This window comes from Mesorhizobium sp. M1428, assembly GCF_040317515.1.
Classification (GTDB): Bacteria; Pseudomonadota; Alphaproteobacteria; order Rhizobiales; family Rhizobiaceae; genus Mesorhizobium.
The window spans coordinates 160,673-183,267 of the sequence record NZ_JAMYKT010000012.1; the positions used below are offsets into that span (position 1 = coordinate 160,673).

Sequence of the window (22,595 nt, forward strand, 5' to 3'; positions counted from 1 at the left end):
TTTGGATATGATGGGCGAAGGGGTAGCATGGACGACAACGTTTTCCTGGTCAGGTTTTGGGGTGTCCGCGGCAGCATTTCGGTATCAGGGCCAGAATTCTCTCGCTATGGCGGCAACTCAATCTGCGTCGAGATGCGATGCGGTAAGCATACGCTTCTGTTCGACGCAGGCTCTGGCCTACGGCCTGCCGGCGCGGCGCTTCAGGCGTTGGGCGTGACCGATTTCGACCTGCTTTTCACTCATTGCCATTACGACCACATCATCGGGCTGCCGTCTTTTGCGCCGATCTATGACCGGGGCGCCAAGGTTACGCTTTGGTCCGGGCATCTTGCAGGACACATGACGACCCGGCAGATGGTCGATGAATTCATGCGGCCGCCGTGGTTTCCGGTGAAACTGGAGGCCTGCAAGGCAAGCCTCGACTATCGCGATTTCGTATCCGGAGACGTGCTTCGCCCGCACGAAGGGGTGGTGGTCCGAACCGGCAGTCTTATGCATCCGGGCGGCTGCATAGGCTACCGGGTCGAATGGGGCGGCCGCGTCGTGGCGGTGATCACAGACACTGAGCACGAGCCGGACAAACTCGATCAGGCGGTGCTCGGCCTGATCGAAGATGCCGACCTCGTCATTTACGATTGCACCTACACCGAGGAGGAAATGGAACGCCGCCGCGGTTACGGGCACTCGACGTGGCAACAGGGCGTCAAGCTCTGTGAGGCGGCGGGTGCGCGCGGGCTTGCGCTGTTTCACCACGATCCGACACGCACCGACAAGGAACTGGACAAGATCCAGAAACTGGCCAAGGACAGGTTTTCCGGCGCTTTTGCCGCGCGGGATGGCCAGACGCTCAAACTTCCAGTCTCACTGCGCAAAAAGCGCTGAGCTATTTTCCTCTATCTGACGCAATTCCCAAGGGAAAGCGCTACGCGCTTTTCCCGGGAAAACCGTTCACACTTTTCCTGGAATTGCTCTACCGGCGCTGCGCCCGATCAATGTCCTGATCGGAAGCCATGCGCAGGCTTCACTCTGTGCGGTGACCGTGAACAGCCGTTCGAGGAAGAGCCATGCCGATTGATCATGTACGAGATGGTGGGTGAGCAGGCCCACCGGTTCGCCGCCATCGAATGCATGCTGCAATTGCGCGATGATAGCCTGAACCAATAGGCCGTGATCGCGGCAGCCGCGCGTGCCATGCCAATCCATGATGTCGACATTGCTGTTGATGACCGCAAGTGAAGCCGGCCTTGGCGGCCCATAGACCGACAGTGCCGTAAATCCTAACGATCCAAGGTCGGATACCAAGCCGGCGTCGATCCTGTTCCAGGGTGGCACCAGCATCGGAACGGCACGTGCGCCGTGCAGGCCGGTTACGTGCGCCAGCCCGCGAGCCAGATCATCGAGCACCGCCTCGCGTGGCCGATGCGCGCCGAGCTCCTGCTTCTTCTGGCCCTCAGGCGCATGATTTCGGTGCGCCCAGCCATGGATGGCGACCGTGGCATGCGGCGCCTCGTCAAGCCGAACGACAAGCTTCTCGTCAGTCAGGGCGGGAATGACGGCCAGGGTCACCGGAACCGCGAATTCGCCAGTGAGGTCGAGCAGCCGATCAAGCGCAGGCGTCGTATCCACGGCGTCATCGTCGCGCAGCCAGAACTCTGCCTTACGGTCCGCCCGTTGCCGGCTCGCCAGTTCCTCCACCAAGGGTGGCCAGATTTGATCGGATGTCATGAGACCGGGATCGTCGCAAGAAGTTCGGCCAGACGCGCCGCCGCGGCACCGAGAGAACGTTCTTCGAGGATGAAACGTCTGGCTTCTGCGGCCATGATGGATCTTTCGTCGTTACGGGCCAGAAGCCTTTCAATGGCAGAAGCGAACGCCGCCACATCGCCCGGCGGGGTGAGAGACCCGGCCTGGCCATCCCGCACGACCTCCGGCACGCCGGCGATGTCCTGAGCCACAACCGGAAGGCCCGCGGCCTGTGCTTCAAGATAGGCAACACCATAGGCCTCGCCGAAACCCGGCCAGACGTAAATTCCCCCACTGTAGAGGACATCCGGCACGGCGGCTGGCTCAATCGCGCCAAGCCATTCGATACGGTCGGCGGGCAAGCCGGCGAATTGCGCTCTGACCGCTTCGCGGGCAGGTCCGTCCCCGACGACCGACATGGTCCAGGGCAGGTGAGCGATCGAACTCAGCGCCTGCGCCAGCATGCGATAGCTTTCGACTTTGTCGCCCGCGCGCATCATGGCCACGGTAACGAGGCGCGTCGGGCAACCCCGTGCCGGCGTTTCCCGGAATACCGATGTGTCGATGAAGGGCGAAAGCATGCCGAAAGCGGCGTCGGGTACCGCATCTGCCAGTCCCTGACGATCCCTTTGCGTGAAGCAGATGTTCAGCGCCGCCTGTTCGACGGCTCGCGCCACCAACGCTTGCGTATCGGCCCACAAGCCGGTGTTGCGCCGCCTCGAATAGGAGGCTTCCGCTGTCACATAGGGGACACCAAAGGCCAACGCCAGTTCGGGCCCGATCAGGTCGGGCGCCTTGTAATAGGGATGATAGGTGAACCACAGGTCGGGCTTGCCGTCACGATCCCAAAGCCTTGCCAGCCGCGCGGCTTCCTCCCGGGCCTCGATCTTGAGCGCATCGAAACTTTTCGAATCCGGTTCGCGTAGATAGAAGCGCAATTCGGATGCCAGTTCGACGCTATGCCCTCCATGCTCCAGCGCCTTGACCAGCATCCGTGCCATCTGGCGGTCGCCGGAGGCAACGGGATGATTGGGCGACTTCAGCGGCGCGTAGAAGGCAATTCGCATCGCCGGACCCTATCATCGGAAAGCCTGCGCAAGTCAATTTCGAAGCATGAACGACTTCACCTTCAAGCACTGGAATGTGCTATCTGATGCTCATGGAAACAGCTGCCGCGTCCGACCCGTTTGTCGCTTCTTTGCCGGTCTTCGCAAAGTTCGAAAGCGTTGCCGATATCGATAACTATCAGCCGCTCCCCGATAGCTGGGCGCTGGCCACCGCCGACATCGTCGGCTCGACCAGGGCGATCGAGGCGGGGCGCTATAAAACCGTCAATATGGCCGGCGCCAGCGTCATTTCGGCGTTGCTCAATGCGCTGGGTAGGCAAGATCTTCCCTTTGTCTTCGGCGGCGACGGCGCGCTCGTGGCGTTTCCCGGCTCGGCGCTGGAGATCACCCGCAACGCGTTGGCGGCTGTCCAGAGATGGGTGGCGGACGAACTGGATCTGACCTTGCGTGCCGCAATCGTGCCGATAAAGGATATAAGAGCGCAAGGCCTCGACGTTCGCGTGGCGAGGTTCCAGGCCTCCGATGCGGTCTTCTATGCCATGTTCGCCGGAGGTGGCGGCAGTTGGGCGGAAGCCGAGATGAAAGCGGGGCGCTACCGCATCGATCCTGCGCCGGCCGGCGCGCGGCCGGACCTGACCGGCCTCTCGTGCCGCTGGAACCCGATCGAAGCCCGGCACGGCGAAATCGTCTCGATCATAGCCATACCGGGGGCGTCGCGCGATTTGCGCGGTTTTCAGTCTCTGGTTTCCGACATCATCGCCCTTGCCGGCAGGCAGGAACGCGATGGCCACCCGGTGCCGGTGAACGGGCCGGACTACAGTTTGCTGCCCGCCGGCCTCGATATCGAGTCGCGGGCCACGGCGCCGGCAGGACGGCGGTGGCTGTCGAAGCTGTGGATAGTGTTCCTGATGACGCTTACGGCTGTTGCGGATAGATTTGGCTGGACGATCGGCAGATTCGATCCGAAGATCTACAAACGCGAAGTGGCCAGCAATTCGGATTTCCGGAAGTTCGACGATGGCTTGAAGATGACCATCGACGTTGACGCGGATGTGTTGCAACGGATCGAGAACCGGCTGAAACAGGCGGAAGAGGCGGGCATCTGCAACTATGGCCTGCACCGCCAGAAATCGGCCTTGATGACATGCCTCGTCGCATCGCCGCTGCAGCGCGATCACGTTCATTTCATCGATGGCGCCGCCGGCGGCTATGCGATGGCTGCTGCAAGCCTGAAGGCGAAGGTGCCGGTCTGACGGCTTGCGGACATCGATTTTCCGCAATATGCCTCGGGGCTCTTGGGGCCGGTGAGCCTCACCATGGAAGCGGACGGCCTGTCCGAATTGACGGGAAGCAGATTGTTGGACGCCTCACGATCGACATATGACCGTCTTCTGAACCGGATTTCGACGCGTACCGCGCAAGTCGGCGTGATCGGACTGGGCTATGTCGGGCTGCCGCTGGCGGTTGCGATCGCACGCGCCGGCTTCCCGGTTTCCGGCTTCGACATCGAAGCCCAGAAGGTCGAGAGCCTGAACAGCGGCCAATCCTACATCGAGGCGGTGACGTCGACAGCCCTTGCCGGCCAGGTGGCAAGTGGACGGTTCCGCGCCACTGCGGATTTCGCCGAACTAGCCGTCTGCGATGTCATCATCGTCTGCGTTCCGACACCGCTGACGAAACACCGCGAGCCGGATCTCTCCTTTGTCAGGAACACCGCAGGCACCATCGCGAAGCATCTGCGTCTCGGCCAGCTGATCGTGCTGGAATCGACCACCTATCCCGGCACCACCGACGACGTGATCAAGCCCATACTGGAAGAAACCGGCTTGCAGTCGAAGACAGACTTCTTCCTCGGCTTTTCGCCCGAACGCGAGGATCCCGGCAACCGCAGCTTTGAAGTCGCGACGATCCCCAAGGTCGTGGCAGGGGACGGCATTGAAGCGGCGACGCTCGTGCAGGCTTTTTACCAGGGCGTGGTCAAGACCGTCGTTCCGGTTTCCACCACGGCGACCGCCGAGGCGGTCAAGCTGACGGAAAACATCTTCCGCTCGGTCAACATAGCCCTCGTCAACGAGTTGAAGGTCGTGCTCGGTGCGATGGGGATCGACATCTGGGAGGTGATCGAGGCGGCAAAGACCAAGCCCTTCGGCTACATGCCTTTCTATCCTGGCCCTGGACTTGGCGGGCACTGCGTTCCGATCGATCCCTTCTACCTGACGTGGAAGGCGCGCGAATACGAACTGCCGACCCGCTTCATCGAGCTGGCGGCAGAGATCAACACGGCCATGCCGCGTCATGTCGTCGATGAACTGGCGAAGGCGCTGGACCGGCGCTGCGGCAAGGCGCTCAGCCGCTCGCGCATTCTCATCATCGGGCTCGCCTATAAGAAGAATGTGCCCGACATCCGCGAAAGCCCCTCGTTGCGGCTCATTGAACTCATCGAGGAATGGGGCGGCAGGGCAGAATTCCACGATCCGCATGTTACCGAAATCCCGACCACACGGGAGCATATGGCGATCAAGGGGCGTCGCTCGGTCGAATTGACCGAGGCGGCCTTGAAGGATTTCGACGCTGTCGTCGTTGCAACCGACCACGACGCGATCGACTATCAGGCGATCGCGGATTACGCTCGACTGATCGTCGATACACGCAATGTTTTTGGCCGCCTCGGGCTAGCCCGAGAGACGGTGGTGAAGGCCTGACGGCGTCCGAGCCGGCGAATTTGTGGCGGATCAAGGAGATTTCGAGATAGCATGAACACAGCGCAAGCAGAAATTTCTGCCATTCTCATGGATAAGGTTGCCGATTGGCTGACCCAATCGGCGTTGGCGGGCGACGACCTGAAAACATTGGTAAGGGGCTTTTGTGAACGGCTGGCTGCTGCCGGCCTGCCGTTGAAGCGGGTGCATTTGAGCTTTTCGATGCTTCATCCGCTTTATGACGCGCTTGGCTTCACCTGGCTCCGCGGCCAGGGCCTGGAAGTGGAAGGCTTCCGCAATGAGGACGGCGTTCATTCTGACAGATTCCTGACCAGCCCATACTACCATCTGCTCAGCCACAAGCTCGACCATCTGCGGCGCCGGCTCGACCCGTCGGTGCCGTCGGAATTTCCTGTTTTCGATGACCTCAAGCTTATGGGCGTCACCGACTACATGGCTTTCGTCCATCCCTTCAGCGGCAACACCAGTCAGGGCATGATCGGGTCTTGGTCCACCGACAGTGCTGCAGGCTTCAGCGACAGCATGATTTCGGCGCTGCTGCGCATCCAGAACCATCTCGCTATCGCAACCAAGATGGCGGTGCTCACCAAGCTTGCCGACAACATGATGACCACTTATCTCGGCGGCGACGCCGGCAGGCGGGTGCTGGACGGCCAGATCAAGCGCGGCGAGGGCGACACAATCCGGGCTGCACTGGTCATGGCCGATATGCGCGGGTCGACAAGGCTTGCCGAAACCTCCGGCCGCGAAGTCTATATCGATACGCTGAACCAGTTTTTCGATGCCATTGCTGCACCTTTCAATCGCAGAGGCGGGCAGATCATGAGTTTCCTGGGGGATGGCTTCATTGCCGTCTACCCTTGCGAAAGGCACCGTGCGCAGTCCGAGATCGCCTGCCGGGCTGCCCTTGCGGCAGCGCACAAGGCCACCGCGCGCATGATGGATCTCAATCTGCGCAGAAAGGAGCAGCGGTTGGGCGACATTAAATTCGGTATCGGCCTGCATGTCGGCAATGTGATGTTCGGCAATGTCGGGCTTACCGACCGGCTCACATTCTCTGCCTTCGGCTCGGCTGTAAACGAGGTCCAGCGCCTTCAGACCCTGACCAAGAAATATTCGCACAGCGTTCTCGCCAGCGAAGATTTCGCCGGCTATTGCAGCGCCAATAGCTGGCTGACGCTCGGCAAGGAGGAACTGGCGGGCATCAAGAAGAAGCTGACGGTGCTTTCACCCGATTTGTCGGGTGCTCTCGCACTCGATGAAGACGGTGCGCTGGAGCCGATTTACGACCGAATATCGGACGCCGAGCAGGTCATGCTGCTTCATCGCGATGCCGCGCGGCTGTCGGCGGGCGACCCGAGGAAGCTCCAGTAACCGCCACGATCTGATCCGAACGCGTTTGGTATGCAGTCCGGTCGCCGGTTCCGCCAGGGAACTGGCGACTGTTCGAATCCAAGTTGCTCTAGGCTGGCAATGCGATAGTCTCGCCTTCTGGACGTGCCAGAGTGGGGGCTGGTGTGAGAATGAATTTGGGCGTTGATCTACTGCGGATCGAGGATGTTGGCATCTCTTTTGCCATTATAGGGGGACCGTTGCATGCTGTCAGGCGTGCAAATCTTCGCGTCCTGCCCGGCAAGGTTACCGCGCTTGTGGGCGAGTCCGGTTCCGGAAAATCGGTTCTCAGCCAGGCTGTGATGGGCATTTTGCCGAACACAGCCCATGTTCGCGGCCGTATCCTGTTTTCCGATCCTGAAAAGCCCGGCACGACGCAGGATATCCTGCAGATGCCGCGTGACGGACCCGAAATACGGGCGTTGAGAGGCAGCCGCATCGGCAAGATATTTCAGGAGCCGATGACATCACTGTCGCCGCTGCATACGATCGGCAATCAGGTGAGCGAATCCCTGCAGATTCATACGCCCATGGCTCGGGTGAAGCGCAAGGCGCGGACCGAGGAAATGCTCGGACTTGTCGGCTTTCCCAACCCCAAGCGCGCCTATGACATGTATCCCTTTGAACTTTCGGGAGGATTGCGTCAACGCGCAATGATCGCCATGGCGCTTATCTGCCGGCCCGCCCTGTTGATCGCCGACGAGCCGACGACGGCGTTGGACGTCACCATCCAGGCGCAAATCCTGCAATTGCTGCGCGAGCTTCAGACGAAGCTGAACATGGCGATGCTGCTGATCACGCACGACCTTGGCGTAGTCGCCAATGTAGCCGACGAGGTGGTGGTCATGTACCATGGCGACATCATGGAAGCGGGACCCGTGGAGGCGATATTCCGCCGGCCAGGCCACCCTTACCTGAAGGGCCTGATGGCAGCCGTTCCGCATTTCGACCTAAAGCCTGGCGAAAGGCTACAGGCGCTCCGCGAGGTGCCGGTGAATGTCGAGAACCTGCTCGGCAAGCAGACGGCGCCGGCATCGAAGGGGCCGGACGACCTCCTGCTGTCGGTCAAGGATCTGACAAAGACCTTCACGATCCGCAAGTCCGGATGGTTCGGCGGAGATCATCAAACCTCTGTTCGCGCCGTGGACGGCGTGAGCTTTGATATCAGGCGGGGTGAGTGCCTGGGTCTTGTCGGCGAAAGCGGCTCCGGCAAAACCACCGTCAGCAAGATCCTCATGCGGGCTGTCACCCCTAGCGGCGGCTCTGTGATCTTTAACGGCCGCGATGGTCCGATCGACGTCTTGGAAGCCGAGGGAGACGCGCTGCGCCTGTTGCGCGCGAAAATCCAGATGGTCTTTCAGGATCCGGTTTCGTCGCTTTCACCTCGCATGACGGTGGAGAACATCTTGAGCGAGCCACTGGAAATCCATCAACGCGGCAATGCCGCGTCCCGACTCGCCACGGTCAAGAGCCTGATGCAGGCAATCGGGCTCGATCCGCGCTTCATAAAGCGTTATCCGCACAGTTTCTCCGGCGGGCAGCGTCAGCGTATCGGCATCGCGCGCGCGTTGGCGCTGGGGCCTGAACTCCTGATCTGCGACGAGCCGGTTTCGGCACTCGACGTCTCTGTCCAGGCGCAGATCCTGAACCTTCTGAAGGACCTGCAGAAGGAACTGGGCCTGACCTACCTGTTCATATCCCACAACCTGGCGGTGGTGGACTACATGGCAGACCGCATCGCGGTGATGTGCGGCGGGCGTATCGTCGAGCTCGCGCCGCGCGAAATTCTGCTTAGGAAACCTATCCACCCCTACACGCGCTCACTGGTCGCCGCAGTACCTTTCCCCGATCTCGACAGGCCGATGGATTTCAAGACGCTGAAGCTCAGCGGCGCTTCCGACACCAGCGCATGGGGACCGCAATTCCGCGACGAGGGCGACGAGGATATGCTGTCGCCGCTCGATCTTGGCGGCGGCCACCTCGTACTGGCCCGACGTTCGGCCGATGTCAGCGAGCTACGCCATTGATCAGCCGGCGCACCGTCCTTGGACTCATGGCTTCGGCATTTCTGCCGGGCACGTTGCGCGCCGGCGATCTGGAGCCGGAATTTCTTGAGCCGCAGCTGAAGGCCAGAGCGCTGCCGGCACTCGCCGAACGCCTGCCCAAGCGCCCGCGCGCGTTGAATCTCGCTGCGATGGGCCGGCAGCCCGGCCAATATGGCGGCACGCTGCGCACGATCATCGGCAGCCAGAAAGATATCCGGATGATGACGATCTACGGGTACGCTCGCTTGGTCGGCTATGACGAAAAGCTTAACCTGCAAGCCGACATTCTCGAAAGTTTCGATGTCGCGGATGATCGTGTCTTCACTTTCAAGATACGAGAAGGACATAAATGGTCTGACGGTAGCCTGCTGACGTCGGAGGATTTTCGCTATTGCTGGGAAGATGTCTGGCTGAACGATGAGCTTTCGCAAGGCGGGCTCGCCCCGGCCCTGCTGGCGGACGGCAAGCCGCCACGCTTCGAGATCGTCGATCCGTTGACGGTCCGCTATAGTTGGGATGCGCCCAATCCCGACTTCCTGCCCAAGCTCGCCGCTGCTTCGCCCCTATCGCTTGTTCTGCCGGCCGCCTATCTCAAGCAGTTCCACAAGAAATACCAGGATCCATTCCGACTCGCCGGCCTAATGAAGGAGAACCGGGCCCAGAAATGGACGCTCCTGCATATCCGCATGTCGCGGCAGTATCGCCCGGAGAACCCGGAACTGCCGACGCTCGATCCCTGGCAGAACCGGACCAAGCCGCCGGCTGAGCAGTTCGTCTTCGAGCGGAACCCGTTCTTTCATCGAATAGACGAGAATGGCCGGCAACTGCCCTATGTTGACCGAATTGTCATGAATGTCAGCTCGTCGGCGATCATTTCCGCCAAGACCGGTGCGGGCGAGAGCGACCTGCAAGCCATGGGAATTGACTTCACGGATTACTCCTTCCTGAAGGATACGGAGAAGCGCTACCCGGTGAAGATGCATCTCTGGAAACGCACACAGGGTTCGCGGCTGGCGCTGCTGCCCAATCTGAATTGTGCCGACCAGGTGTGGCGTGGCCTTTTTCGTGACGTGCGCGTGCGCCGCGCACTTTCGCTCGCTGTGGACAGGCGCGAGATCAATTTGGCTGTGTTCTACGGATTGGCGCAGGAAAGTGCCGATACGGTCCTGCCTGAGAGCCCGCTCTACCGGCCGGAATTCGCGAAAGCCTGGGTCGCCCATGATCCCGACCAGGCCAATGCCCTGCTCGACGAGGTCGGGCTTCAGGCGCGTGACGATGACGGCCTGCGGATACTTCCCGACGGACGCTCGGCGCAGCTCGTAGTGGAAACGGCCGGCGAAAGCACGCTGGAAACCGACGCGCTCGAGCTCATCACCGATCACTGGCGCAAGATCGGCATCGCCCTGTTCATCCGGACTTCGCAGCGCGACATCTTCCGCAGCCGCGCGCTTGGTGGCCAGATCATGATGTCGATGTGGTCGGGCATCGACAATGGTGTGCCGACCGCCGACATGAACCCGTACCAACTGGCCCCCACCGTCGACGACCAGCTGCAATGGCCGCTCTGGGGTGCTCACTACTTGTCCCGTGGCAAGGTCGGTGAAGCGCCCGATCTTCCGCCTGTGGTCGAGTTGATGGCTTTACTCAAGCGCTGGAACGCATCGACCGAAGCCACGGAGCGCGCCGAGATCTGGAATTCAATGCTGTCGATCTATACCGATCAGGTGTTTTCGATCGGCACGGTGAACGGAACGCATCAGCCGATTCTGGCGTCCTCACGGCTGCGCAATTTGCCTGACAAGGCGCTCTACGGCTACGACCCGACCGCCTATTTCGGTGTCTATATGCCGGATACATTCTGGCTTGGAGAGTCCTGAGCGTGCTTCGATATTTTGTCTGGCGCATCGCCGTGATGGTTCCAACGCTGCTGGTCATATCGGCACTGGTGTTCACGATCATCGAACTTCCCCCAGGCGACTATTTCGACAGCTATGTTGCCGAGCTTCGGGCTCAGGGCGAAGCGGTGGATTCCGATCGCATCGAGATGATGCGCAAGGAATATGGTTTCGACAAGCCACCGGTCATTCGCTACTTCTACTGGGTCGGCGGGATGCTGCACGGCGATTTCGGCTATTCCTTCGAATATGAGCTGCCGGTTCGCGATGTCGTCGGGGACCGAATGTGGCTGACGGTGCTGGTTTCCTTCGTCACGATCATCTTCACCTGGCTCATCGCCTTTCCGATCGGCATGTACTCCGCCACGCATCAATACAGCTGGGGCGACTACGGCCTGACTTTCTTCGGCCTTCTCGGCCTTGCGATTCCGAACTTCATGCTGGCGCTGATTCTGATGTATTTCGCCAACATCTGGTTCGGCACGTCCATCGGCCATCTCATGGATCAGCAATATCTCGGCGAGCCGATGAGCTGGGCCAAGGCGAAGTCGATCCTCGCCCATCTCTGGATTCCGGTCTTGATCATCGGCACCGGGGGCACGGCAAGCATGATCCGGCGGCTGCGCGCCAATCTGCTCGATGAGCTACATAAGCAATATGTCGTGACCGCGCGCGCCAAAGGCCTTCATCCCTTCAGGGCGCTGGTCAAATATCCGCTGCGCATGGCGCTCAATTTCTTCATTTCAGACATCGGCTCTATCTTGCCGGCCATCATCTCCGGCGCCGAAATCACGGCGATCGTGCTGTCTTTGGAAACGACCGGGCCGATGCTGATCAAGGCGCTGCAAAGCCAGGACATGTATCTGGCGGGGTCGTTCCTGATGTTCCTCGCCTTCCTGACGGTCATCGGCGTCCTGATTTCCGACCTGGCGCTGGCGTTACTTGATCCGCGAATTCGTTTGCAAGGCGGCAGCACCAAATGAACACGCCATCGCCGCTGCCCGCTCCGGGTGCCCCACTGCAACACTACGTTTCCATCGAGCCCTTTGACCTGCAGTCGGTCGAGGCGATGACGCCGGAGCAGGAGAAGGTCTTTCAGGCGTCGCAGTTGCGGCTGATGTGGTGGAAATTCCGTCGGCACCGGCTTGCCGTTGTATCCGGCATATTCCTGGCAGCGCTTTATTTCGGGATACTGATCTGCGAGTTCCTGGCGCCCTACGATCTGCACACACGCAACATGGACTACATCTATTCGCCGCCGCAGCGGGTGCACCTGTTCCACGACGGCCAGTTCGTCGGGCCGTTCGTCTATGGCCGCCAGATGACGCTGGATATGGACACGCTCAAGCGGAACTACATCGAGAAACAGGATGATGTTCAGCGCATCCGTTTCTTCTGCAAGGGCGACAAGTATCGGTTCTGGGGCCTGATCGAAGGTGACAGGCATTTTGTCTGCCCCGCCGAAAACGGCCAGCTCTTTCTGGCCGGTACTGACAGGCTGGGGCGCGATGTGCTCTCGCGCATCATCTATGGCGCCCGCATTTCACTGACAATCGGCCTCGTCGGCATCAGTTTCAGCTTCCTGCTCGGCATTATCATTGGCGGACTGGCCGGCTATCACGGCGGTATCTTCGACCTGATCGTCCAACGGATAATCGAAGTTCTGCAATCGATCCCCAGCATTCCGCTATGGCTGGCTCTGGCGGCGATCATGCCGATAACCTGGAGTCCGATCCTGATCTATTTCGGCATCACCGTCATCCTCGGGCTGCTCGACTGGACCGGACTGGCGCGGGCCGTGCGTTCGAAGCTTCTAGCCTTGCGCGAGGAGGATTACGTTCTGGCCGCGCAATTGATGGGCGCCAGAAGCAGCCGCATCATCGGGCGGCATCTCATTCCCGGCTTCATGTCGCATCTGATCGCGACGGCGACGATCTCCATACCCGGCATGATCCTGGGCGAGACGGCGCTGAGCTTCCTCGGGCTCGGCCTGAGGGCGCCGATAACCAGCTGGGGCATCCTGCTCACCGAGGCGCGCAGCGTCAGCGTGATCGCGTTCTATCCATGGCTGCTTTTGCCGATGCTCCCCGTCGTTCTCGTCATCTTGGCGTTCAACTTCCTCGGCGACGGGTTGCGGGACGCCGCGGACCCGTACAAGTGACATCGCTATTCCGCCGCGCGCAGCGCCGACGACTCCACCCGGTATGATCTTTGTCGGCAGCCTGTTCGCTTGTTGCAGTGTTCATCGTTCGCCTCAACACGCGGCAAGACTGGTCGCAAAACGCTCTGGTAGGGGCAGTTGATTTCGTGGACTGGTTCAGGACATACAATCGCACATGAGTCGCCTCGACAGTTTCATCCGGAGGATGACCGCACAGCGCGACATACTCGATCATGTCTGCGCCGAGGTGGCGAAGATGGAGGGGCCCGTGCTCGAGCTCGGCCTCGGCAATGGCCGGACGTTCCACCATCTGCGCGAGCGCCTGCCCGGACGCCGGATCGTAGCGTTCGACCGCGCACTTGCCGCACACGCCAGCTCAATTCCCGAAGCTGAAAACCTCGTGCTCGGCGAAATACGCGAGACGGCGAGCAGGTTCATTGGCATCGACGCCGCCCTTGTCCATGCCGACATCGGCACCGGCTATGAAGATCGCGATGCGGTGACCTCTACCTGGCTTCCCGATCTGACCGCGCGCCTGCTTCGCGTCGGCGGCATCGCCGTCAGCGGCACGCCGCTCGATCACCCGCAGTTGCAACGCCTCCCGCCGCCGCCTTCGGTGCCCGCCAATCGTTATTTTATCTATAGGCGCGTGTGAGGGGCCGGGACGAGCCAGGTCCTCAGGGCCAAGTCTTCAAGGGATCGTATATACTGCTATCTCCCGGTCAATGCCGCGCAGCGAGACCTCGTGGGGCACGGGCGTCAGCGCGTTCCTGTGCAAGAGATCGGCGGTGAGATTGTCGTCGACCACCGCCCGAGTGGCGAAGATCGCCTGTGCGTTGGCAAGGTTCTGGACCCGCGAAGCAATGTTGACCGTCTGGCCGAAATAGTCCTGTCGCTCATTCATAGACACGGGGATACAGGGGCCGGCATGGACTCCGATCTTGAGCAGCAGATCTTCGCGCCCGCTCTTGTCGTTGAGCGTACGCATGGCATCGCGCATCCTGAGGGCCGCAGCAATCGCACGATCGGGCGTCGCGAAGGTCGCCATCACCGCATCACCGATCGTCTTCACCACCGCGCCTGCCTCCGCCGTGACGATCTCGTGCAGAACCTGGAAATGCTCGCGCACGAGATCGAAGGCTGAAAGGTCGCCCACCCGCTCGTAAAGCTCGGTCGATCCGCGCAGGTCGGTGAACAGGAACGTGAGGCTGGTGATCTTCAGGCGCTGGTTGATGTCGAGTGTATCCGTGCGATAGAGATCGCGGAACGTCTGGTTGGTGAGCAGGCGCTTGGCGGTCAGGAAGGGCCGGCGTTTTCCCAGGAAATCATGCAATGCCTGGCCGGCTATGAAGACCGTCGGCAGCACGCGGGTGTCGGTCCTGTTTTCCAGCGAAATGCGCAACGGGCCGGGTTGCATCTCCAGCGTCTGGCTCTGGATATGGTCGCGGTCGAAGGCCAAAGAGAGGCTCCGGCGCTCCTTTGTTGGTTCACCTTTCCCGTCGATGAACTGCGCTGAGTGGGTGACCGGCTCGAAGACGATGACGAATTCGGACGGAAGCTGTATGAGCAGAACCGCCCTTTCACCGGGCGCAAGCTCGATATCCTCCAGCGAGAACGCTTCCAGCTTTTTCGCGAAATCCTCTTCCGGCAGATCGACGCCGGACGCCCAGTAGATCTGCCGGAAATATTCCGCCACCGGCAGTTCGTGCGGATTGTGGGCGGCAATCCTGCGCACGCGGGGACTGACGGTGAATGTCACCTCGACCATCTCGTCGAGGGTCGGCGAATAGCCTTCGGAGCACAGTGCGCAGGTGTATTCGTCCTTTTGCAGGGTTTTCAGCGTGGCGTTGGTGTCGAGCACGCCGCCACAGCCGGGGCACAGAACATTCCAGGAAATGTCGAAGATGCCCACCCGCGCCGCATGGAGAAAAGCGCTTATGGCGCGCTCCTCGTCGAGGCCATGCTTGCTGGCGAAGGCTGGCGCATTGATGCGGCAAAGTTCGCGGTCCTCACCCTCCGCGATGGTTCGCTTGATCGCGTCGATCGCCTGCGGATCGACATCGGCCGATTGCCGCAAAAGTGAGAACAGATCCTGAGCTTCGTTCATCGTGCAGGCTCCGGAAAATGCACCCCGAGGCGTTTTGACCCGACCGGTCTTTGGTCCGAGTGCTCCATCTTACTGCGAAACGGACCGTACGGCCATTCGAATGGATAAGCCTGGTGACCGTTCAATTTCCATTCGGCGGATTTTAACCGGCCGCAAGCAGCACTATGATGGTCATGGAGCCTTCATCTTTGGGATTTTCTCCCATGCCGACATCCGACAATCCGCCATTTCCCGCGGCCCTGCGCCTTTTCTCTGCGGTGGTCATCATCGTCCTGATCGTAGGCGCCGGCCTGTTTTTCATGCCTGTGCTGGTGAAACCGGGCTGGCCATGGGCCGTCACGCCGTTCAATGCGCGCTTCCTCGGTGGCTTCTACACCGCCGAAATGGTCGTGATGGCGGCACTGCTGGTCTGGAATCGCTGGTCGCCCGGCAGGCTCGTGCTCGTCATGGCCTTCATCTTCACCGTCGTCGTGTCAGTGGCTTCGTTCATCAATCTCGGCTACTTCAACTTCGAGCGCAAAGCGCCCTGGCTGTGGTTTTTGGTCTATCTTGCTTCGGTCGCGGTATCCGGTCTGTTCCTGTGGCGGGCCAGGGCCCGTCCTTCTGCAAAAGGCATGACCTTAAATCCCGCATGGCGCGGCTACATGCCGGCGGAATCCGCGATCCTTGGGCTCTATGGCGTCGGCCTGTTGCTGTTTCCCCTGACATTCAGTGGCATCTGGCCATGGCCGATAGATACCTTCCACGCTCAGGTCTACAGCGCCATCTTCCTCGCTGGTGCGGGCGGTACATATCTCGTCTGGAGAAGCGCGCCGCGCGAGGAACTGCTGGTGCTCGGGTTGGCGCAGTTTCTGGTTGGCCTGCTTGCCATCCTCGGCATCGTCATCACCGACGCTGCGGTGCACCGGATCGACTGGACGGCGACCGGGACATTGTGCTGGCTCGCCCTTTTCGGCTGGATCGGCATCAGCGGTGTTTTCAAACTCTACGCCGCCTCAAGGTATTTTAGCTCGCAATCGGTATCATAGGTTGAGAGACGGCTGGATTTTCAGGTGACGTCCGGTGCATCGTACCGGGCCGATTGCCTTCGCCGGGAATGCCATGACCAGCACGACCTCGCCACCCTCCGAGAAAATTCAGCCGCTGCTCCGGTCCGTCCGGCCAAGCGATGCGGAGGCGCTTTGCGCTATCTTCAACATGCCGGGCTTCCGCTGGGGCACGCTCAGGATGCCTTTCGAGATGGTGGAGCAGGTGGCGCGGCGCATCGCCAAGTCCGGCCCGGAAACCACCTGGATCGTTGCCGAGCTGGACGGCAAGGTCGTCGGCCATGGCAGCCTGGTCGTGCAGGGTTCACCGCGCCGTTCGCATATCGGCGAGATCAATATTGGCCTTGACGATGCCTTTGTCGGCAAAGGTATCGGCTCTGCCATACTTGGCGCGCTGCTTGACGTGGCCGACAACTGGCGCGCCCTGAAGCGGGTCGAATTGACCGTCTATGCCGACAACGAAGCGGCCCTCCGTCTCTACAAGAGACACGGCTTTGAGGTCGAAGGCCGGCATGTGAAGGCCGGCTTTACCGACGGGCAGTACCACGACCTCCTGAGCATGGCCCGGCTGAGGTTCTAAGATCCGCTGTTTGCCTTAGCTGTTTAGCCAATCTGACAATTCGTGGCGGGTCAGCGAACAGGTAATTGCTCATGGAGAACTGCGTAGGGCACGGTCATTTCGTCTCACACCATCTTGATCGAATTGACAATCTGTGTGTGGGCCGGCCGCATCCAGCAAGTCTGGTCTCGCTTGGCGTTTGCACCGCAAGCGGCTAGACGGGACCAATGACCGCCGTCTTTGACCCAAGCCCTACGCCTCCGGCGGAAATTCTGGCTGTGCTGTCGCTGCTCTGCCCGGAGGTCGTGCGCGACATCGAGCAGAACTGGAATGCACCGGTTTCCGACTACGCCCGCCATCTGTGGCGGCCGGTGGCAAGGCCTGCATCGGGCCCGGCAATCGCTGCCCGCTCGATCCTGCGCGAGGTCCTGCATCAGCGCCTCGGTAGGATTATGCAGCCTGAGGAGATCGGCAAAGCCCTCGACGAGTTCGAGCACAGACCGGTGATTCAGTCCGGCCTGCACTGTCTGCTTCTGATGGACCGGGTCACCTTCGATGCCCTCCTGCTTGCCTGGCTCGGCGCGGTCGAAAACGGGCTGTCGGCCTTCGTCGGCTTCATGGGAACGACGATGACCATGGAGACAGTTGGCCGGGAGGGGCCGGGATGGCTCGACGTCGGCGACGACAAGGTCAACCTGTTTGGCATGGGACGCCACAAACTGTGCCGCAAAAGCGCCTGCGTGGCCGGTCCCGTCTCCCTCAACAAGCGCGCGCTCGAAGCGGTGGGCGATGAAACGGATGCCAGCCGCTGGCTGGGCACACTGCTTGCCAGGCAGGACAAGGTGTTTGAAACCGCCGCCGATGCGCTGACAGCCCTGAACGAGGATCTGGTCGCCAATTGGGATCGTGCCGGCATGGCCCTGCCGGTTTTCATCGATGATCGGCTCGCCGCGGCTGCCATGGCGCGGCACCTAGAATATGACGGCAGCCTTCTTTCCAGGCTGCTCATTGAACCCGCAAGACGCCAGCGTCTCGAACATGCCTTGCAAGAGGCCGCATCGAGCCCATTTGGCAGATTCCTGCCCAATGCCACGGACTATTTCTGGGGCATCCGCGAGGAGCGCGTGCGCAAGCTCGTTCTCGAGAACGGGCACCTGATCGAGCCCGACAGGCCGCAAGGTCTTTCCATCCCATTCGAGCGGCCGCATCTCAGGCAGGCACTGCTGGACGGCGTGCTGCTGCCGAACTTGTTCCTGACGTTCCTCGTCCTTGCCATCTTGCCGCGCGTGCGGGTTGTGGGCGGCCTGAGACAGATTGGCTATGTAGCGCTTTTCCACTCGATCCTTCTGGCTGTGCTGGACGAAAACGCGCCGGAAGAGCGCGAACTGGCCGCGGAGCTGCAGGTTCGGGAAAATGCCTGGGGCATGCGGGTCATCGATGAAAAGATCTCGGTCCGCGAGCAGCTTGCCGGCCTGCCGGAAGGGACGCTCTTCCCAAACCTGCTCCGGCAATACCGATTGCGGACATTTGCCGAGACGACCGACGACCTGAAACTGGTTCGCGAAAACGCCCGATGGCGCAAGATCGGCCGGGCAGAGATCAAGGCGACCTGAGCCTTACTTCAAGCCTTATTTCAGGTTGATTTTCTGGTGCGCGGCCGCAAGCGACGGCGACTATCGGTGAGCCTCTGGCGTCTGGTCCGGCCGCTTCCTTGACGCTGATGCGTTTTGGGATTTCCACGACGGCTTCCGCGTCGACAATCTGGCTTGCCTGGGAGCTGTCTGCAGTTCAAGGCCTGACCTGACTTGGCCTCACCTGTCATTGCACGACACCGGCCTTGCGGAACCCGTCCACCACGAGTTCGAAATCGGCAACGACAGCTCTATCACGCTTTCGGACGTACGACACTGTCACGCCGCGCGCCCGCTCTGGGTCAAACTTTGCCGTTTAACGCGGCGCCCGGAACGGGCAGCTCGCGCCATATCCGGACCTTCAGTGATGCCGTGAATGTTAAGTCTCGGCTCCGATGCGGACGTTCCGTCCGAGTTCGAAGACTGACCGCGACCGTTCTACGGCCTTCGCATCGATAGCGCCAATGAGCGGCGTCCCGCATCCCACTCCTTGCATCCATTGGGAGGGGTCGTTGTGGACCAAGCCCTACTACCCGGGCTTGCGACAAAGCCGATCCAGCGCGTCTCGAAGTGCAGTGGCGGCATCGCCACGCTCGCCAGGGGACATCAGCTCCGGTTCAAGTTCCAGCCTAAAGTGCGGCAGCTCGGTTCGAACGGCACGACGAGCGGCCGCCAGATTGGCCTTCAGATCAATGACGCGGTAGGTGGCGACGGGATAGGCGATCCCCTTGACCTGGACATGCCCCAGCTCCTCACAGTCGATTGAGTCCTTCACTTGCGCAAACGTCTCGTAGGAAATGAGGATGGCCCCCGGCGGCGCCTCCTGCTCCAGGCGCGAGGCGAGATTCACGGCGCCGCCGATTATCGTGTAGTCCATCCTGTCCTCGCTGCCGAAGTTACCGACAGTGCAGTAGTCGGTATGGATGCCGATGCGACAGCGCAGCGGTGTTTCGATCCCCATGTCCCGCCAGACTTCGGCAAGCTCGCTAATCCGCTTTTGCATTGCAAGTGCCATCTGCGCGCAAGCCAGCGCGTCCTCCTTGACGCCGCGAGTCTCGGGATCACCGAAAAACATCAGGATCGCGTCGCCGACATATTTGTCGATCGTCGCGCCGTGATCCGAAGCAATTTTCGACATTTCCGTCAGATAGTGATTGAGGAGTTGGGTGAGATCCTCGGATTCCATTTTGTCAGTGGTCTCGGTAAAGCCGGCGATATCGGAGAAGCATATTGTCAGTTTCTTCCGCTGGCTGGCGATCCTGACCTCCTGGCGGCCGGTGAATATCGAGCGATACACTTGGGGCGCCAGATACTTCGCCAGCTTGCTGGAAAGCGCCTCCAGAACCACGGATTTCTCGGCGAGGTTCTCCTCCCTTTGCTTCAACTCAGTGATGTCCGAATAGACGGCGACCGTGCCGCCGGCGCTGATCCGCCGCTCGCTGATCATGACCCACCGCCCGTCGCCTCGCCGCTGCACCCAAGGTTCGCCAGGCTTGCGGTGCCGCGAGAGGCGCTCGGCGACCCACTCCTCGACCCGCCCCTCGGCGTCCTTGATGTAGCCGCGCTCAGCGGATCGGCGAATGATTTGCTCGAATGTCGTGCCGGGCGTCAGTTCGGTCTCCAGACCGGTGTAGAGCAATTCGCGGTAGCGGCTGTTGCTGAGGACGAGCCGGTCCTCCCCGTCGTACAGAGCGAATCCTTCGGAGATGCTTTCGATGGCATCGATGAGCCGCTGACGAGCTTCCGCAACGTCGCGCAGGTTCTTTTCCTCGACCTCGACAGCAGTATCCCGGAAGAGTCTCAGCGCTTCGGCCATGCGCCCGATTTCGTCGCTGCCCGCGGCTGGCAGCGGCGCACGAAGGTTGCCCCCCGCAATCGCGAGCATGCCCTGGCTCACGGCCCCCAGTCGGGCGAGGAGGCTGCGGTCGACATAGAGCCAGACAACCAGAACCGAACTCAGGAGGCTGAGGAAGGCGGAGCCGAGCACAACCGCGGTGCCGTAGCGCTGGACGAGCGCGGCTTCGCGACCGGACGCAGCGATCTCCTGGTCTGCCGTGGCGACCAGGCGATCGACGCCAGCGGTGAGATTGCGCGACAGTCGATTGTTCTCGGCCAGAAGCCTTTCACCCTGTGCCAGGACAGCAAACTCGTCCTCCCGCGCCTTGGGGATACTGTCCTCGCCGTCGGTCAAACCCTTGAATTCGTCGACACGCTGCCGGAAGCGGGTCCGCAGCTTTTCGTCGATCTCCGTGGAAACCTTTTCAAGAGCAGTGAGCGAACGGCGTAGCGGAAAAAGGATCAACGCCAGGTCGCCCGGCGTCGGCGCGTTCGCGATCTTCACCAGCGCGTCGTTGACAGCCGAGATCTCCAGCTGCGCCTTCTGCTGGGGGATGTAGGCCGCAATCGCCTGGACCAGGTCGGCCATCGCCGCTGCGCGTCGATCGGGCGACAGCGACGTGTCGGCCGCGACCGCCCGCCATTGCGGGAGCCTGGAATCCATCACTAGGATGCCGGTGGCGACAAGGCGCTGGCTTCCGGTCGTCGTCGCGGCGAGGCGGTTCAGGAGCTCCTCCTTGCGGGCGACCACGTCGAGCCGGGCGACAACAAGAGAGTCGAGCTCCTTCAGGTTGCGCCTCAGAACAATCGCGGCTTCCTCGATCTCGGCCAAAGGCACTGTGCCCGACGTGGTATCCCGGAGGTCCGTGCGCAGGGCCTCGAGGCGGGACATCTCGAGCGCGACGGCAGCCGAGACTTCGCTGTGCTGAGCCCTGCTTGTCGCTGCCAGCACGGATGGCGCGGCAGCAGCGACCCGTTCGGCCTGGCGCGACAGCTGGAGGGAGGCGAGCGCCGAGGGCACTCGATCCGTGGTAATTCGGTCGACGACGTCGCCAACCTGGAGGAAGGCATAGAGCGCCGCAGCGGTTGCCAGCACCGCAAGAGCGCTGATCCCGAAAAAGGCGAGCAACAGCCGGCCGCGTATGCCGAGGCGTTCAAGCATCTCGGCGAGTCGGAACAGTCGGGCCACACTGGTCTGCATCAGACTAGACGTCCCAGCCGGCACGCCGGCCATCAACGAACCCTATTCAACCGGCACGTATTCTCCGCCGCGCCAGACGTACCAAACCCAGCTCTGCTTCGTGAGGTCGCCCTTGTCGTCGAAATCGACCCGGCCGATGACGGTGTCGAATTCCCGTTCGTGCAGTGCCGCAATGACGGCCTTCGGCTCCAGCGAACCTGCCTTCGAGACTGCCTGGGCCCAGACCTGGACCGCGCAGTAGCTCAACAGCGTGTAGCCCGCGGGTTCGAAGTTCTCCGCACGGAACTGCTCAACGACCGCGGCTGCCTCGGGACTTCGCCTGGGGTCCGCCGGGAACGTGAAGAGGGTCCCCTCCGCCGCTGGGCCGGCGATCAGGGCAAATTCCTCGGTCGCCAAAGCATCTCCGGATATGAGCTGAACCGTGTAGCCACTGTCGTGTGCAGCGCGAGCAATCAGCGCAACCTCGGCATGATACCCACCTACATATAAGGCGGAGACGCCGGCGGTCTGCAACGCAGCGACCTCGGCCGAATAATCGTCCTTCCCGGGAATGTATGCGTCGTAAACGGCCTCAGTCACGCCCCGCTTGTTCAGCTGCTTCCTGGTCTCGTCGGCGAGACCTTTCCCATAGGTCGAGTTGTCGTGGAGGATCGCAATCTTCTTGTTGCCCCAGCGATCGGCAAGGAAGTTGCCGGCGACGAAACCTTGCGCGTCGTCGCGGCCAATGGTGCGAAAGACATTGGCACGGCCTTGTTCGGTCAGCTGCGGATTGGTCGAGCCTGGGGATATCTCAACGACGCCCGCCTCCTCGTACACTTTTGATGCGGGGATCGAGGCCCCGGAGCAATAATGCCCGACGACGAGCACGACCCCGTCAGCCACCAGCTTCTTGGCGGCCGCCACAGCTTGCTCGGGATCGCAGAAGTCGTCGACCGAGATGAGCCTCACGTTCTGGCCGAGCACGCCGCCCGCCGTGTTGACGTCGGCCACCGCCATCTCCGCGCCGCGCTGTCCCTGCTCGCCGATCCAGGCGAGCCGTCCCGTCATCGCAGCCGAGACGCCGATCAGCACCTCCGCCCCCGCGGAGCTGAACGCGGCCGCGAGAACTAAGATCGCTATGGCGATGATGCGGTGCATGTGTGCACCCCTTTAACTGTAGCTTACGCCAATCCCGTCAGAGCCGACAGCCCCT

General features: G+C 61.3%; 17 protein-coding genes. 12 read left to right on the forward strand and 5 right to left on the reverse strand.

Going from position 1 to position 22,595, the window contains the following annotated elements:
- Nucleotides 1-27 precede the first annotated feature (27 nt).
- The gene (locus tag NKG60_RS18830; protein WP_352665287.1) at nucleotides 28-882 is read left to right on the forward strand and encodes an MBL fold metallo-hydrolase; all 855 of its coding nucleotides are present in this window, start codon (nucleotides 28-30) and stop codon (nucleotides 880-882) included.
- Nucleotides 883-948: 66 nt separating this feature from the next.
- Here NKG60_RS18830 and NKG60_RS18835 read toward each other — a convergent pair whose 3' ends face one another.
- Nucleotides 949-1,725, reverse strand: a complete 777-nt coding sequence (locus NKG60_RS18835; protein WP_352975330.1) for a polysaccharide deacetylase family protein — start codon at nucleotides 1,723-1,725, stop codon at nucleotides 949-951.
- Nucleotides 1,722-2,810 (reverse strand): glycosyltransferase family 4 protein, encoded by a 1,089-nt coding sequence (locus NKG60_RS18840; RefSeq protein WP_352665289.1) that lies wholly within the window; start codon nucleotides 2,808-2,810, stop codon nucleotides 1,722-1,724. The genes NKG60_RS18835 and NKG60_RS18840 overlap by 4 nt, the downstream gene beginning before the upstream one ends.
- A 74-nt stretch (nucleotides 2,811-2,884) precedes the next feature.
- On the opposite strand from NKG60_RS18840, the gene NKG60_RS18845 reads away from it, so the two are divergent.
- The 8 genes from NKG60_RS18845 (at nucleotide 2,885) to NKG60_RS18880 (ending at nucleotide 13,678) form a co-directional block, all read left to right on the forward strand.
- Entirely contained in the window at nucleotides 2,885-4,063 is a 1,179-nt protein-coding gene (locus NKG60_RS18845; RefSeq protein WP_352665291.1) for a DUF3095 domain-containing protein, read from the forward strand.
- Between the two features lie 105 nt (nucleotides 4,064-4,168).
- Complete coding sequence (locus NKG60_RS18850; protein ID WP_352665293.1) at nucleotides 4,169-5,512, forward strand: nucleotide sugar dehydrogenase; 1,344 nt, start codon at nucleotides 4,169-4,171, stop codon at nucleotides 5,510-5,512.
- A gap of 51 nt (nucleotides 5,513-5,563) precedes the next feature.
- A complete protein-coding gene (locus tag NKG60_RS18855; RefSeq protein WP_352665295.1) occupies nucleotides 5,564-6,904 on the forward strand; it encodes an adenylate/guanylate cyclase domain-containing protein in 1,341 nt (446 codons plus the stop codon).
- A 149-nt stretch (nucleotides 6,905-7,053) separates the two neighbouring features.
- Nucleotides 7,054-8,949, forward strand: coding sequence for an ABC transporter ATP-binding protein (locus NKG60_RS18860; RefSeq protein WP_352665297.1), 1,896 nt, complete (start codon nucleotides 7,054-7,056; stop codon nucleotides 8,947-8,949).
- Complete coding sequence (locus tag NKG60_RS18865; protein ID WP_352665299.1) at nucleotides 8,946-10,844, forward strand: ABC transporter substrate-binding protein; 1,899 nt, start codon at nucleotides 8,946-8,948, stop codon at nucleotides 10,842-10,844. The genes NKG60_RS18860 and NKG60_RS18865 overlap by 4 nt, the downstream gene beginning before the upstream one ends.
- Nucleotides 10,845-10,846: 2 nt before the next feature.
- The gene (locus NKG60_RS18870; protein ID WP_352570080.1) at nucleotides 10,847-11,845 is read left to right on the forward strand and encodes an ABC transporter permease; all 999 of its coding nucleotides are present in this window, start codon (nucleotides 10,847-10,849) and stop codon (nucleotides 11,843-11,845) included.
- Nucleotides 11,842-13,023, forward strand: coding sequence for an ABC transporter permease (locus tag NKG60_RS18875; protein WP_352665300.1), 1,182 nt, complete (start codon nucleotides 11,842-11,844; stop codon nucleotides 13,021-13,023). Before NKG60_RS18870 ends, NKG60_RS18875 begins: the two co-directional genes overlap by 4 nt.
- A gap of 175 nt (nucleotides 13,024-13,198) precedes the next feature.
- A complete protein-coding gene (locus NKG60_RS18880) occupies nucleotides 13,199-13,678 on the forward strand; it encodes a class I SAM-dependent methyltransferase (RefSeq protein WP_352665302.1) in 480 nt (159 codons plus the stop codon).
- Between the two features lie 36 nt (nucleotides 13,679-13,714).
- Here the strand turns inward: NKG60_RS18880 and NKG60_RS18885 are convergent, their stop codons facing one another.
- Nucleotides 13,715-15,130, reverse strand: a complete 1,416-nt coding sequence (locus NKG60_RS18885) for an adenylate/guanylate cyclase domain-containing protein (protein ID WP_352975331.1) — start codon at nucleotides 15,128-15,130, stop codon at nucleotides 13,715-13,717.
- A 203-nt stretch (nucleotides 15,131-15,333) separates the two neighbouring features.
- Here NKG60_RS18885 and NKG60_RS18890 point away from each other — a divergent pair, with 203 nt between their 5' ends.
- The 3 genes from NKG60_RS18890 to NKG60_RS18900 all read left to right on the forward strand — a co-directional run bounded on the left by NKG60_RS18890 (nucleotide 15,334) and on the right by NKG60_RS18900 (nucleotide 18,348).
- On the forward strand, nucleotides 15,334-16,158 hold the full coding sequence (locus tag NKG60_RS18890) for a hypothetical protein (protein ID WP_352665305.1): 825 nt from the start codon (nucleotides 15,334-15,336) through the stop codon (nucleotides 16,156-16,158).
- 73 nt (nucleotides 16,159-16,231) lie between these two features.
- On the forward strand, nucleotides 16,232-16,756 hold the full coding sequence (locus tag NKG60_RS18895) for a GNAT family N-acetyltransferase (RefSeq protein ID WP_352665306.1): 525 nt from the start codon (nucleotides 16,232-16,234) through the stop codon (nucleotides 16,754-16,756).
- A 206-nt stretch (nucleotides 16,757-16,962) separates the two neighbouring features.
- Entirely contained in the window at nucleotides 16,963-18,348 is a 1,386-nt protein-coding gene (locus tag NKG60_RS18900; RefSeq protein WP_352665307.1) for a hypothetical protein, read from the forward strand.
- Nucleotides 18,349-18,895: 547 nt separating this feature from the next.
- On the opposite strand, the gene NKG60_RS18905 is transcribed toward NKG60_RS18900, so the two are convergent.
- Together NKG60_RS18905 and NKG60_RS18910 are read right to left on the reverse strand one after the other, a co-directional pair.
- On the reverse strand, nucleotides 18,896-21,364 hold the full coding sequence (locus NKG60_RS18905) for an adenylate/guanylate cyclase domain-containing protein (protein ID WP_352975339.1): 2,469 nt from the start codon (nucleotides 21,362-21,364) through the stop codon (nucleotides 18,896-18,898).
- Nucleotides 21,365-21,445: 81 nt separating this feature from the next.
- Entirely contained in the window at nucleotides 21,446-22,540 is a 1,095-nt protein-coding gene (locus tag NKG60_RS18910) for a branched-chain amino acid ABC transporter substrate-binding protein (RefSeq protein WP_352975333.1), read from the reverse strand.
- Between the last annotated feature and the right edge of the window lie 55 nt (nucleotides 22,541-22,595).

What these genes read in the sequence shown, in the direction of transcription:
- NKG60_RS18830 (WP_352665287.1), top strand. Translation starts at nt 28, where the DNA reads ATGGACGACAACGTTTTCCTGGTCAGGTTTTGGGGTGTCCGCGGCAGC.
- NKG60_RS18835 (WP_352975330.1), bottom strand. Translation starts at nt 1,725, where the DNA reads ATGACATCCGATCAAATCTGGCCACCCTTGGTGGAGGAACTGGCGAGC.
- NKG60_RS18840 (WP_352665289.1), bottom strand. Translation starts at nt 2,810, where the DNA reads ATGCGAATTGCCTTCTACGCGCCGCTGAAGTCGCCCAATCATCCCGTT.
- NKG60_RS18845 (WP_352665291.1), top strand. Translation starts at nt 2,885, where the DNA reads ATGTGCTATCTGATGCTCATGGAAACAGCTGCCGCGTCCGACCCGTTT.
- NKG60_RS18855 (WP_352665295.1), top strand. Translation starts at nt 5,564, where the DNA reads ATGAACACAGCGCAAGCAGAAATTTCTGCCATTCTCATGGATAAGGTT.
- NKG60_RS18860 (WP_352665297.1), top strand. Translation starts at nt 7,054, where the DNA reads ATGAATTTGGGCGTTGATCTACTGCGGATCGAGGATGTTGGCATCTCT.
- NKG60_RS18875 (WP_352665300.1), top strand. Translation starts at nt 11,842, where the DNA reads ATGAACACGCCATCGCCGCTGCCCGCTCCGGGTGCCCCACTGCAACAC.
- NKG60_RS18880 (WP_352665302.1), top strand. Translation starts at nt 13,199, where the DNA reads ATGAGTCGCCTCGACAGTTTCATCCGGAGGATGACCGCACAGCGCGAC.
- NKG60_RS18885 (WP_352975331.1), bottom strand. Translation starts at nt 15,130, where the DNA reads ATGAACGAAGCTCAGGATCTGTTCTCACTTTTGCGGCAATCGGCCGAT.
- NKG60_RS18890 (WP_352665305.1), top strand. Translation starts at nt 15,334, where the DNA reads ATGCCGACATCCGACAATCCGCCATTTCCCGCGGCCCTGCGCCTTTTC.
- NKG60_RS18895 (WP_352665306.1), top strand. Translation starts at nt 16,232, where the DNA reads ATGACCAGCACGACCTCGCCACCCTCCGAGAAAATTCAGCCGCTGCTC.
- NKG60_RS18900 (WP_352665307.1), top strand. Translation starts at nt 16,963, where the DNA reads ATGACCGCCGTCTTTGACCCAAGCCCTACGCCTCCGGCGGAAATTCTG.
- NKG60_RS18905 (WP_352975339.1), bottom strand. Translation starts at nt 21,364, where the DNA reads ATGCTTGAACGCCTCGGCATACGCGGCCGGCTGTTGCTCGCCTTTTTC.
- NKG60_RS18910 (WP_352975333.1), bottom strand. Translation starts at nt 22,540, where the DNA reads ATGCACCGCATCATCGCCATAGCGATCTTAGTTCTCGCGGCCGCGTTC.